General features: G+C 63.8%; 11 protein-coding genes and 2 tRNA genes. 4 read left to right on the forward strand and 9 right to left on the reverse strand.

Annotated elements, in window-relative coordinates; genetic code table 11:
- Nucleotides 1-44: 44 nt before the first annotated feature.
- A complete protein-coding gene (locus tag LCM4576_RS25265; RefSeq protein WP_071035246.1) occupies nt 45-1,001 on the forward strand; it encodes a phytanoyl-CoA dioxygenase family protein in 957 nt (318 codons plus the stop codon).
- A 693-nt stretch (nt 1,002-1,694) separates the two neighbouring features.
- Here LCM4576_RS25265 and LCM4576_RS25270 read toward each other — a convergent pair.
- A tRNA-Asp gene (locus LCM4576_RS25270) sits at nt 1,695-1,771 on the reverse strand.
- Nucleotides 1,772-1,989: 218 nt separating this feature from the next.
- Between LCM4576_RS25270 and LCM4576_RS25275 the strand changes: the two genes are divergently transcribed.
- Nucleotides 1,990-2,065: transfer RNA gene (locus LCM4576_RS25275), tRNA-Val, on the forward strand.
- 79 nt (nt 2,066-2,144) lie between these two features.
- Here the strand turns inward: LCM4576_RS25275 and LCM4576_RS25280 are convergent.
- From LCM4576_RS25280 to LCM4576_RS25310, 7 genes are all read right to left on the reverse strand, one after another.
- On the reverse strand, nt 2,145-2,543 hold the full coding sequence (locus LCM4576_RS25280; protein WP_320411870.1) for a hypothetical protein: 399 nt from the start codon (nt 2,541-2,543) through the stop codon (nt 2,145-2,147).
- A gap of 266 nt (nt 2,544-2,809) precedes the next feature.
- Nucleotides 2,810-3,565, reverse strand: coding sequence for an ABC transporter permease (locus tag LCM4576_RS25285; RefSeq protein ID WP_071035247.1), 756 nt, complete (start codon nt 3,563-3,565; stop codon nt 2,810-2,812).
- Nucleotides 3,562-4,335, reverse strand: coding sequence for an ABC transporter ATP-binding protein (locus tag LCM4576_RS25290; RefSeq protein ID WP_071035248.1), 774 nt, complete (start codon nt 4,333-4,335; stop codon nt 3,562-3,564). Before LCM4576_RS25290 ends, LCM4576_RS25285 begins: the two co-directional genes overlap by 4 nt.
- A complete protein-coding gene (locus LCM4576_RS25295) occupies nt 4,335-5,387 on the reverse strand; it encodes an ABC transporter substrate-binding protein (protein ID WP_198540312.1) in 1,053 nt (350 codons plus the stop codon). Before LCM4576_RS25295 ends, LCM4576_RS25290 begins: the two co-directional genes overlap by 1 nt.
- A 67-nt stretch (nt 5,388-5,454) precedes the next feature.
- Nucleotides 5,455-5,889: a VOC family protein gene (locus tag LCM4576_RS25300; protein ID WP_041008744.1), complete on the reverse strand. Its 435-nt coding sequence runs from the start codon at nt 5,887-5,889 to the stop codon at nt 5,455-5,457.
- A 2-nt stretch (nt 5,890-5,891) separates the two neighbouring features.
- On the reverse strand, nt 5,892-6,626 hold the full coding sequence (locus LCM4576_RS25305) for a FadR/GntR family transcriptional regulator (RefSeq protein ID WP_041007100.1): 735 nt from the start codon (nt 6,624-6,626) through the stop codon (nt 5,892-5,894).
- Nucleotides 6,623-8,059, reverse strand: coding sequence for an FAD-binding oxidoreductase (locus LCM4576_RS25310; protein WP_071035250.1), 1,437 nt, complete (start codon nt 8,057-8,059; stop codon nt 6,623-6,625). The genes LCM4576_RS25305 and LCM4576_RS25310 overlap by 4 nt, the downstream gene beginning before the upstream one ends.
- Before the next feature lie 251 nt (nt 8,060-8,310).
- Here LCM4576_RS25310 and LCM4576_RS25315 point away from each other — a divergent pair, with 251 nt between their 5' ends.
- Both LCM4576_RS25315 and LCM4576_RS25320 read left to right on the forward strand, forming a co-directional pair.
- Nucleotides 8,311-9,489 carry a M24 family metallopeptidase gene (locus LCM4576_RS25315; RefSeq protein WP_071034846.1) on the forward strand — a complete coding sequence of 393 codons (1,179 nt, stop codon included), beginning with the start codon at nt 8,311-8,313 and terminating at the stop codon, nt 9,487-9,489.
- The gene (locus tag LCM4576_RS25320) at nt 9,476-10,702 is read left to right on the forward strand and encodes a M20 family metallopeptidase (RefSeq protein ID WP_071035251.1); all 1,227 of its coding nucleotides are present in this window, start codon (nt 9,476-9,478) and stop codon (nt 10,700-10,702) included. Before LCM4576_RS25315 ends, LCM4576_RS25320 begins: the two co-directional genes overlap by 14 nt.
- Before the next feature lie 32 nt (nt 10,703-10,734).
- On the opposite strand, the gene LCM4576_RS25325 is transcribed toward LCM4576_RS25320, so the two are convergent.
- Nucleotides 10,735-11,709 (reverse strand): M23 family metallopeptidase (locus LCM4576_RS25325; RefSeq protein WP_071035252.1); only part of this gene is annotated, 975 nt, incomplete at its 5' end.

Consider the following 11,709-nt stretch of genomic DNA (forward strand, 5'->3'; position numbering starts at 1 on the left):
CGGTTAGCCTCATGTGCGGCAAGACAAGGTCGAGGAGGAAATCGATGGCCCACGCGAAAGACATCACGAAGGACGATCATCCGACATCCAGCCGGGCGACGACCCAACTGTCCAGAATCAAGAAAACGCTTCCGCTGCGTGTGCTTTCAGATGCGGATTTCGCACACTGGCAGAAGCGGGGCTTCGTTATTGTGCGCAATGCGGTGCCGCAGGAAAATGTCGAGCGTCTCAAGGCGCTGCTTTGGCAATTCGAGGAGAAAGACCCCAGCGATCCGGCGACCTGGGACGTCACCCAGCGGCGCGATTACGCGCTGAAGGAAATCAACAATGCCGGCATGGTCGAGATCTACAACCATCAGTTCCTGTGGGACAACCGCATGGCGCGCCGCGTCTACGACGCTTTCGTCGACATGTGGGACATGGAGGATCTGTGGGTCGCCATCGACCGCGCCAACCTCAACACGCCCAACAAAGGCAAGCGCGCGTCTCCCGGCTTCATCCACTGGGATGCCGATACCTCGCTCGAGCCCAAGCCGATCTCGGTGCAGGGTGTGCTCTCGCTGGTCCACCAGGACGGCGGCGACATAGGTGGCTTCCAATGCGTGCCCTATCTGTTCGAGCATTTCGACGAGTGGGTGAAGACGCAACCCGCCGACCGCGATCCGCATCATCCGGACATGAGGGGAATCGAGGACAGGATCGAGAAGCTCGAGCTTTTCCCGGGCGACCTGATGATCTTCAACTCGCTGCTGGCGCATGGCGTGGCGCCGAACACGTCCGACGACAAGGTGCGGATGGCGCAGTACATCTCCATGTTCCCCGCCGATGAGGGCAATCTCGTCGAGCGCGAGGCACGAATCCGATCCTGGCGCGAGCGCGAGGCGCCGCAGCGCGCCGGCTTTGCGGGTGATCCGCGCGGCTGGGAGAAGAGAAACGCCGAGACGGCAAAGCTGACGCCGCTCGGCGAAAGGCTGCTGGGGCTGGTCAGCTGGAACGGGTGATGGCGGGAGATCGAGACGGCGGGATGTGCCCGCCGTTGCGTCGCCGACCGAGCTGACTTTTCTTCCCGCCAATTACCGGGGTGCTGATTACGATCACTCGCTCCCGAAGGCGATGGACTTGCCGACGATGATGCTGGCAGGCTGGAGGATGAGCCATGCTATGAGGATGCTAGTGATCATGCGGCGCTACTAAGTTTCGGTCCAAGCGAGCCCGGCTTGCTTTGTTTTTCAGGTTCGCAAGCCGGGCTATGCACCGACCGATGGGCGGGGGCTTGGGGTTTATCAGCCGGCGCGGGCGCAGACTGTCGATTTGCCAGCAAGTCCGCAATCGACCGAGGTCCTCGCTTCCAATGGCATAGGTCCGAATAACGAAAAGATATAGCCCCTTATTCCGTAGGGGCAGCTCGGTCTGGCCAGGGCAAGAATGGCAGCAGGGTAAGCCCTTTTGACCTAAAGCGCGTCGCGACCTTTCAGATTCCTCCCTGCGCTTTAGGCTTTTGACTTTGCGCATGTCTTTGTCCCGAAACCGGTTCCCACTTTCGGGAGACACGCTTTAGGCGAGCAGATCAATCGCGGACCCGGGTCCTCACTGCGACTTTCTCAGGTGGCGGCAGCGGCGGCGACCAACGCGGTGGCGGGCGCTGTCGGATTGTCAGCAGGGAGTTCAGAAAATACAATATTTCAAGAAGCTAATGGCGCGAGTGACGGGGCTCGAACCCGCGACCTCCGGCGTGACAGGCCGGCACTCTAACCGACTGAGCTACACCCGCGCACTGACGAGCACGTGTCAGTCGTGTTCGTCGTTGGGGCGCTGGATAAGGGGTTCGCCTGCGGGTGTCAAGCGCGGCATTCAAGCATTATAGCAATCAGGAGAAGGTTTTTTGACAGCGCCATCGAGCCTGGGGAAATCCGCATTGCAGGGCGCACGCGATCCCTTCATTTGGCCTTGCGAATGCGGCCCTAACTGCTTAAAGGTCCGCGCTCAAGCGGGCGATTAGCTCAGTTGGTAGAGCGCTTCGTTTACACCGAAGATGTCGGCGGTTCGAGCCCGTCATCGCCCACCAATCCGCTGGACAAGCAGGAAGTAGAACGGGGCAGCGGCCTTGCAGAGCCGCCACCCCGTCATGAGCCGGGTTCAGGCCGCTATTGCCGGACGTAGCAGCGCTTGTGAGCGCCCGGGGCGGGATCATCGCCGAAAGCGTTGTTGCCGCAGCGAACGCCGTTCCTGAAAACATCCTGCGTGTACTGGCCCCGTGCGCCGTATCTGACCATCGCGCGGCCGCGGAAATCGCAGAACTCGCCCTCCCTGGCGCAGGCGACCCATTCGCCGCGATCCGGGCGTGAGCCGTAGTCATTGTCTCCGTAATTGTCGTTATCGCCATAGCCGCCGCCACGCGCGACGAAATAACAGGCCTTCTCGCGGCCGGGAGCGGGGTCRCCAAAAAGGCGATTCGAGCACGGCACGGCCTGACGGCGAAAAACCGCGAGGTTGTTCGGCCCCGGGCGCCGTAGACCACTTCGGTGGGATAGGGCAAGCGGCATATGCCGCCTTCATTGGCGCATCGCCGCAGCTGCTGCGCCGAGGCGGAGGCGGGGAAAAGGGCGGACGCCGCGGCGACCAGTCCGGCCAGGCATATCAAGGCCAGCGTCGCCCGGATCGAGACGTGAAAAGTTTTTAACACGAATTGTCTCCCGGTTTGGTTGTGCGCCGGCATCCTACCGCAGGCGGATTAAATGCGCGATGAATGCCTGATCGGGAGGCTGTTCCTATCTCGATATGTGGGCACGCGGCGCGGCTGCCGTCTTGCTCAGTATTTGATGATTCGCCGCTCGATCAGGACGACGAGGCAGAACAGCGCGATCGACAGCGACGACGACAGCACGATCGCCGCATAAAGCCGGTCGGACTGGTAGTTGAAGGTCGCCTGGATGATCAGCGCGCCGAGCCCTTTGTCCGAGCCGATCCACTCRCCAACGATGGCGCCGATGAYGGCGGTGGCCGACGCRATCCTGAGCGAGGAGAACAGCATCGGCAGCGCGCGCGGCAGGCGCAGGCTCCAGAAAATCTCCGAGCGTGTCGCCGACAGCACCCGGAACAGCTCGTGCTCGTTGTCGCTGGCCGAATCGAGGCCACGGATCATGTTCACCAGCGTCGGGAAGAAGCAGATCACCGCGGCGATGACGATCTTCGGCGTCATRCCGAGACCGAAGATCAGGATGATGATCGGCGACAGCGCCAGGATCGGAATGGTGTTGAAGAACAGCACGATCGGGAAATAGGCGGCCTGAAGCACGCGGCTGTGGACGAAGAGCACGGCCAGCAGCACGGCAGCCAGATTGCCGATGACGAAACCGGCCAGCGCCTCGATCAAGGTCGGCCGCAGATTGTCGATGAGGAGCGAAAAGTTCTTCTGGAAGACGCCGAATATCGCCGTCGGCGTCGGCACGATATAGGCCGGCACGCCGAGCAGCGGCAGCAAGTATTGCCAGGCGAGCAGGATCGAAGCCGCGCCAAGGACGGGGAGCGCAATGGTCATTTGCGGAGAGAGCGGCGCCTGTCTCACGATGCGCGCTCCAGCGCCATGCGCAGATCGGCCATGGCGGCGACGATCGCCGGATCCTCGCGCTTGCAGCGATTGCCTTCCTGCTTGAAGGGCCGCATGTCGAGGTCCTTGACGACGCGTCCCGGATTGGCGGCCAGCACGATGACGCGTTCGCCGAGATAGGCGGCCTCGGCGATGGAATGCGTGACGAAAAGGATAGTCGTGCCGGCGCGCCGCCAGAGCGCGAGAAGCTCGTCGTTCAATCGGTCGCGCGTGATCTCGTCGAGTGCGCCGAAGGGTTCGTCCATCAACAGCAATTTGGGCTCGCCGAGCAAGGCACGCGCGATCGCCACGCGCTGGCGTTGGCCACCGGAGAGCTGATGCGGCAGGCGCTCACTGAGGCCGCCGAGGCCCATCAATTCCAGTAGTTCCGCGCTGCGGTCCTCGATCTTGCGCGTCAGCCTGCCCTGGCCGACACCGAGCGGCAGGCGCACATTATCGCGCACCGTGCGCCAGGGCAGCAGGGTCGAATCCTGGAAGACGAAGCCGACATCGCGGCGCGAGCGCACCGTGTGCGGTGTTTCGCCAAGCACGCTGATCGTACCTCCGAGCGGATCGAGCAGGTCGGCCACCACGCGGAGCAAGGTCGACTTGCCGCAGCCGGACGGCCCCAGGATCGATAGGAAGGAGCCGGCCGCGACGGTGAGGTCGAGGCCGGCGAGCACTTTGACGGCCGTCCGCCGTCCGCCATAGCCGACATCCAGCTGTCGCGCTTCGATCGCGTCTGGCATCACGCGGCGGGCGCGTCGAGCTTGGGCCGGTCGGCGGCCGAGAGTTCGAGTATCTTGGTGGTGTAGACATCGGCGGCCGCTGGGCGACCGTTCGGATACTGGCCGACCTTGTCGAGCAGCGCCAATTGCTCCTCGATCGAGGCTGGATCGAACGTACCCCAGCCGTCCTTGGCGGTGGCGCCGTCAAAGGAGAGTTTCAGCACCAGGTTGACTGTCTTTTCCTCCCAGCCGAGATCCATTTCGGGATAGGCGGCGACCATCTTCTTGACCGCTTCCTGCGGGTTGGCGTGGACCCAGCCCCAGCCTTTGCCGACGGCGCCGATGAATTTCGCCAGCGTCTCAGGATCCTTTTCGATTGCCGCGTCAGTCGCGAAATAGACATCGGCGTAGGAGCTCAGCCCGAGATCGCGCGTCAGCAGGTCGATGCGGTCGTCGCCGACGACGCTGAGCGCCTGCGTGTTGGTGATCCAGCCGCCGATCGCGTCGACATCGCCGCGAACCAGCGGCGCCTTGTCGAAGCCGACATTGACGATGGTCACCTCCGACGGATCGACCCCATTCTTAGCCAGGATCTCGTCGATGACAAAGCGCGCCGTCGGCTGGATGCCGATCTTCTTGCCCTTCAGGTCCGCGACGCTGCGGATCGGCTTGGCTGGCTTGGACGTCAGTGCGTAAGGACCGGTGCGGAAGCCGCAGGCGATGATCTTGATCGGCACGCCGCTGGCGCGGGCCGAATAAAGCTGTGGCGTTTCCGAGAACTGTCCAAGCTGCGCGGCGCCCGAAATGACAGGCGGAACGGTCGAAGCGTTGGGGCCGCCGGGGCTGAATTCGACCTCCAGCCCGGCATCCTTGAAATAGCCGTTGGCGACGGCCGCGATATCGCCGATCTGGCCGTTGGACATCAGCCAGTCATACTGGATGACGACCTTGCCGGCGGCTTTCGCGCCGGGGGTCAACACCAGCTGCATGCCGGCGGACGCAGCCGCCACGGCTGCCATGCCGCCTTTCACGAAAGCGCGACGATTCAATTCGAAGTCACTGTTCCCACTCATTTTTCGCTCCTGTTACAGACTTTTCTCGTCTCTTCTTCAGGCGCCGCTCCCTTCGGCGCGGCGTCGTCTACGGCTGTTCGTCGTGGTAGTCGCCAGGGCCGCCGTCGAGCCAGGCGTAAAGCTCCCAGAGCGTATCGTCCGGGTCGGTGAAATAGGCGCAGCGCGCATTCCAGACGTAGTCTTCGGGTGGGCCGTAGAAGGGCACGCCCCTGGCGCTGAGTTCGGCATGCATGCGGTCGATGTCGGCCGGCGCATCGAGCTGCACGGCGACGCAGACCTTGTGCGCGCGACGCGGCGACTTCAGGTTCGACACGCCTGTATGGCGGTTGATGTGGTCGAGTTCCCAGGCGGCGAGCGTGACGCCCTCGCCATGGAAATCGGCAAAGCCCTCGGCGCGGCGGCGCAGGCGGAAGCCGAGCTTGTCGACGTAGAAGTCAACGGTACGCTCGATGTCTTCCACCAGCAGGCAGACGTCGGAGATGCGCGTGATGTTTGCCGACATGGCTATTTCGCTCCGCCAGCTTTGTGGATAGGCAACTTGACGCCGACGCGGTTGGCGGCGCCGACGATGTGAGCGCGCATTGCTGCTTCTGCAGCCGCAGGATCGCCCGCCACAAGCGCCTCGTAGATGCGCACATGCTCGCCGACATTGATCTCGACGAGGTCGTGCAGCGGGTTGGTCATGCGGGCGTAGTGGATCGAGTGGCGGATCTGCTCGCAGACGAAGGAAATGAAGGTGTGGATGTAGCTGTTGCCGGTGGCGCGCGCGATCTCGCGGTGGAAGAGCAGGTCGGCGTCGATGCTGCCTTCTTCCCAGCGCTCCTCGCCGCCCATGCGGTCGAGCGCCGCCTTGATCGAATCGAGATGTTCTTTGCCGCGCCGCGCCGCCGCCAGCGCCGCCGACTCGGCCTCGAGGATGCAGCGCAGCTCAAACAGCCGCTCCATATTGTGCGTGTCCTTGAGCGCCTCGCGGTCGATGCGGATCGCGGCGCGCTGCTCGGGCGCCAGCACGAAGGCACCGACGCCTTGGCGCGCCTCGATCATGCCGTCGGCACGAAGCTGGGCGATCGCCTCGCGCACCACGTTGCGGCTGACGCCGAATTTTTCCGACAGCTCCTGCTCGGTCGGCAGCCGCGCRCCGGGGTTCAGTTCGCCGGATTCGATCTCGCGGCTGAGGAAGGCCGCGACCCGGTGCGGCAGCGTTTCGACGGTACCGATGGCGGCCAGTCTCTGCTTCATGGAAAAGTCTCCGTCACGGGCAACAGACAGCCGGGATTCATCAAGCCCTTAGGGTCGAGGGCGCTCTTCAGTGCCGCGACCATGCGGCGATGCGTCGGCGAAAGCCCGGCCCAGAATTCCTTTCGGCGGCTGCGGCCGATTCCGTGCTCCGCGCTGATCGAGCCGCCGAGGCCGATGGCGATTTCATAGAGCCCGGCGATGATCTCAGCGCCACGCGCACGAGCCTCGCGCTCGGCAAGTTCGAGCGGCGGCAGCACGTTGAAATGGATGTTGCCGTCGCCGGCGTGGCCGTAGGCGAGAGGAATCCAGCCGGAGTGGTCATTCGCGACGAAGCGGCGGGCTTGCTCGATCAAGGCAGGGATGCCGGAAATCTTTACCGACAGATCGGTGCGCACATGATAGCCGCGCTTCGCCTGGCCTTCGACAAGGCCCTCGCGGATCGCCCAAAAACTCCTGGCCTGCGCGGTGCTCGCGGCGAGGACCGCGTCGGTCACCAAGCCATTTTCCATGGCATCGCCGAGGAAACCGGCAAGCAAGCCGTTGAGGTCGATGGCGGCGCTGGACGACAATTCGATCAGCACATGGACTGGCGCCGAGACCGGCGCTCTCATTGCGGGGTCGACCAGCCGGGCAAGCTCGATGCATTCCGAGCCGATGATTTCGAAGGCGGAGATCAGATCCGAACAGTCGCGGCGCGCCCGATTGAAAAGCGCGACGGCCGCCTCGAACGAGGCCAGGCCGAGATAGGCTGTCTCTGTTTTGGCCGGCTTCGGAAACAGCTTGACCTCGACGCCGGTGATGATGCCCAGCGTGCCTTCCGAGCCGATGAAAAGCTGCTTGAGGTCATAGCCGCTGTTGTTCTTGCGCAGGCCGCAGATGCCGTTCCAGAGCTCGCCATCCGCCAGCACCACTTCGAGACCTAGGATCAGGTCGCGCGCCATGCCGTAGCGCAACACGTTGACGCCGCCGGCGTTGGTGGCCGCATTGCCGCCGATCTGGCAGCTGCCTTGCGCGCCGAGCGCGAGCGGGAAGAGGCAATCCCGCGCCTCGCACGCGTCCTTGATCGTCTGCAGCACGCAGCCGGCATCGGCTTGCAGCGTGAAATTCTCGGTATCGATCTGCCGGATGGAGCTGAGCCGCTCCAGGCTGACGACGACCAAGCCGCCGCCTTTGCTGTCGATGGCGCCCGACACCAGTCCGGTGTTGCCGCCCTGTGGGATCACGCCGAGCCCAAGTTCGCCGCACAAACGCATTACCGCTTGAACCTCGGCCACCGAAGCTGGCCGCAGCACGGCGAGAGCCCCGCCGCGATAGTCGCCGGCCCAGTCGCCCAGATACTTCGCCATTCCGGCCGGATCGGCGGCGATGCCGTTCTGTCCGACGGCGCTTTCCATGGCGCCAAGGATTTCCGGTGAAAGGCGTTGGAGAGTCATGAGCGTCTATGTCTGGATATTGGGTGATACATATCATCCTACAACTTACCTCAAGTCAATCGCCCCTCGTGTTCGGCGATCACGTCATCGGCTCAAGTAAGGGAGCTGACCGTGTCGGTCGGGAAGGCCGTGTCTGTTGTGCTAGGCCCTGCCTATGCGTTGTCCTGGCCGATTGCCGACCGCCAAAACCACCGCGATGGTGGCGGCAGGGGAAGCCGCCCCCGACCCGATCGATCCGGTGAGGAGAAAAGATGATTGAACTGCCTTTTGCCCGCGAAGAGTACCAGCAGCGGCTCGGAAAGATCCGCGCCGAGATGGCCAAGCGTGGTATCGAACTCCTGATCGTCAACGACGTCGCCAACCAGCATTACATCACCGGCTATGACGGCTGGTCGTTCTACACGCCTCAGGTGGTGCTTGTTCCGATCGAGGAGGTCGAGCCGGTCTGGATCGGCCGCGCCATGGATGCTGCCGGCGGCTTGCTGACGGCCTGGATGAAGCCGGAAAACGTGGTCGGCTTCCCGGAAGACCATGTTCAGCGCGCCGACCGTCATCCGATGGACTGGATCGCGGCCTGGATCGTCGCCAAGGGCTGGGGCAATCGCCATATCGGCATCGAGCTCGAAGCCTATTATTTTTCACCGAAGGCGCATGCGCGGCTCGTCGCCGGACTGCCCAAAGCGAAATGGCACGACGCCGATCTGCTCGTTAACTGGATCCGCGCGGTTAAATCGCCGCCTGAAATCGCCTATCTGCGCAAGGCGTCAAGGCTGGCCGAGGCGGCGGTCGCGCGGGCCTACGAAGTCATTGCGCCAGGTGTGCGCGAGTGCGACGCGATCGCCGCCATCCAGGCGGCGCAGATCGCCGGCAGCCCGGATTTTGCCGGCGACATCACCGCGCTGCCGCCGACGATCCTCGGCGGCGAAAACGCCTCCGCGCCGCACATCATGTGGAGCGACCGGCGGTTCGGAAAGGACGAAACGATCGCGCTCGAGCTAGCCGGCGTCTGCCGCCGCTATGCCGCCGGGCTCGCCAGGACCATGCAGCTCGGCAAGACGCCGGCGCGCGTCGCGGACACGGCAAAGGCCGTCATCGAAGGCATGGATGCTGTGCTCGATACCGTATGCCCGGGCACGACCGCTGAAGCGGTCGAAGCTGCCTGGCGCAAGGTTATAGAGCGTCACGGGCTCAAGAAGGAATCGCGCATCGGCTATTCCATCGGCGTTGCCTATCCGCCGGATTGGGGCGAGCATACGATCAGCCTGAGGCCCGGCGACAAGACGGTGCTGCAACCCGGCAATGTCGTTCATTCCATCCTGGGCATGTGGATGGACGGCTGGGGCATCGAGATCAGCGAGACCATCCTGGTGACCGAGACCGGCAACGAGACGCTGACGAAGTTCCCGCGGGATATCCATGTCAAATCCTGACCGGCCGTCTTCAGCGAGCGACACCGCTCCCGACATCGATGCCGGGATTCTCGATCGGATGATCGAGATCCGTCGCCATTTGCACCGCCACCCGGAGCTCTCGAACCGCGAAGCGGGCACGCAGCGCTATTTGCGCGAGATGCTTGCAAAGGAGGGGATCGCCGAGATTCGCGATGTGGCCGGCTACGGGCTTGCCGTCGATATCGTCGGCACCGGCCGGCCTTCGAACCGAAAGGTGGCTATCCGAGCCGATATCGACGCCTTGCCGATCGAAGAAGAGTCGGGCGTCGACTTCGCGTCGGAAAATCCGGGCGTGATGCATRCCTGCGGTCACGATGCCCATGCCGCGATGGGCTTCGCGGTCGCCGCGCATCTCAATCGCTCACCCGACAGTTTCGGCGGAACGGTCCGCCTCATCTTCCAACCTGCAGAAGAGGACGAGCCGTCTGGCGGCAAACGGGTGGTGGAGGAGGGGCTTCTCGACGATGTCGATGCCGCGATCTGCGTCCACGTCGACCCCTATACGCCATCCGGCAAGGTCGCCGTCGGCYCCGGCCCCTACACTTTGGCGTGCGATACGTTCGACGTGCTGGTCACCGGCTCGGCGGCGCATGCGGCAAAACCCTATGAGGGTATCGACGCGCTAGCTATCGCCTGCTCCATGGTGGGCGAGCTACAGAAGATCGTCTCGCGCGAGACCGATCCTTACGATCCGCTGGTCATATCGGTGACCGCCATCGACGGCGGCAACGCCTACAACGTAACCGCCGGCAAGGTTGCGTTCAAAGRCACAATACGCAGCGGCAGCGACGCCACCCGCGAGCGTGCCTGGCGCCGGCTCCGCGAGGTGCTTGAAGGAATAGCTGCAAGCCACGGCGCAAACGTAAAGATCGACATCCACCGGGGCGAACCCGGCGTTATCAACAATACCGGGATGGCGGCCCTGATCATGGCCGGCGCCAGGGCCAGCATCGGCGTAGATAATGCTCTCAACGTGCAGGGATGGAGCATTGCCGACGACTTCGGTTACTACAGCGAGAAACGCCCGTCGGTGTATTTCCGACTCGGCATCCGCAATGAGGAGGTCGGGTCGGTCTACCCGCTTCACCACGCCAGGTTCCGCGTCGACGAGGCCGCGTTAAAGAGCGGTGTCCTTACTCTGGTTTCGGCGGCAACGATGTACCTGGCCGGGCAGGAAGATCCCGGCGCTTAGCGTTTCGCCGGCGCCGGTGTCGGATCAGCCGGTCAAAGATACTGCGCGACCTTCTTGCCGACGGTCAGGAAGCGCAACGGGTCGACTGCTTCGCCGTCGTGACGCACTTCGTAGTGAAGGTGCGGGCCGGTCGAGYGGCCGCTGCTGCCGGTCTTGCCGATGATTTCGCCGGCGGCAAGCTTCTGGCCGACGGTGACATCGATCTCACTCAAATGCCCGTAGCGTGTGRCAAAGCCGTTGCCATGGTCGACCTCGACCATGCGGCCGTAGCCGCCGGCCCAGCCGGCCCTGGTGACGGTGCCGGCGGCCGTGACCTTGGCCGGCATGCCGATCGGCGCCCTGAAATCCATGCCGGTGTGCAGGGCGGCGCTGCTAAGGATGGGGTCGGTGCGCACGCCGAACGGGCTGGTCACCGTATGGCCCGGGGCGGGGTTGGCGAGCGGCAGCTTGCGCGCCTCCTTCTTGACCTGGTCGAGCGCGTCAAGCGCTTCGTCCAACTCCTTGACCTTGCTGTCGAAAGCCATTGAGGGATCAAGCGGAACCAGCRGGCCGCCGACATCGCCCTTGTCGAACTCGCTGTCGACCGGCAGCCCCGCCGCTTCCAGCGCTTGTACGATGCCATCCGCATTCTTGTAGGCGTTGTCGGCCAGAGTGGTGATGYGGGAAAGCTGCTGGTTCTCTATGGCCTTCAGCGACGCATTGATCGAGACGAACAGCTTGTCTGCACGATCTGCGGCCGTTTCGCCGTCGAGCGGGTCGGACCTCGTCGACCAGAGCGAGAAGGGCCTAGTGTCGCCCGCGCCCAAAGATCCGACGGAGTAGGTCGGCGCCTGCGAGAGGCTGCCGGTGACTTCGGCGTGCTCGTCGGGCTTGGGCGCCGCGGCGCCTGTGGCGTCGCCAACCTCGTTCTCGGCACGCTCGAGGATCGGGCCGAGCCGCCCGTGGCGCTCGCTGAGCTGGGTCTGCCTGGCCAGCAGCTCACTGACCTTGGTTTCCATCAGCTGCTG

Origin of the sequence: Mesorhizobium sp. LCM 4576 (assembly GCF_001854815.1) — a bacterium.
GTDB lineage: Bacteria > Pseudomonadota > Alphaproteobacteria > Rhizobiales > Rhizobiaceae > Mesorhizobium > Mesorhizobium plurifarium.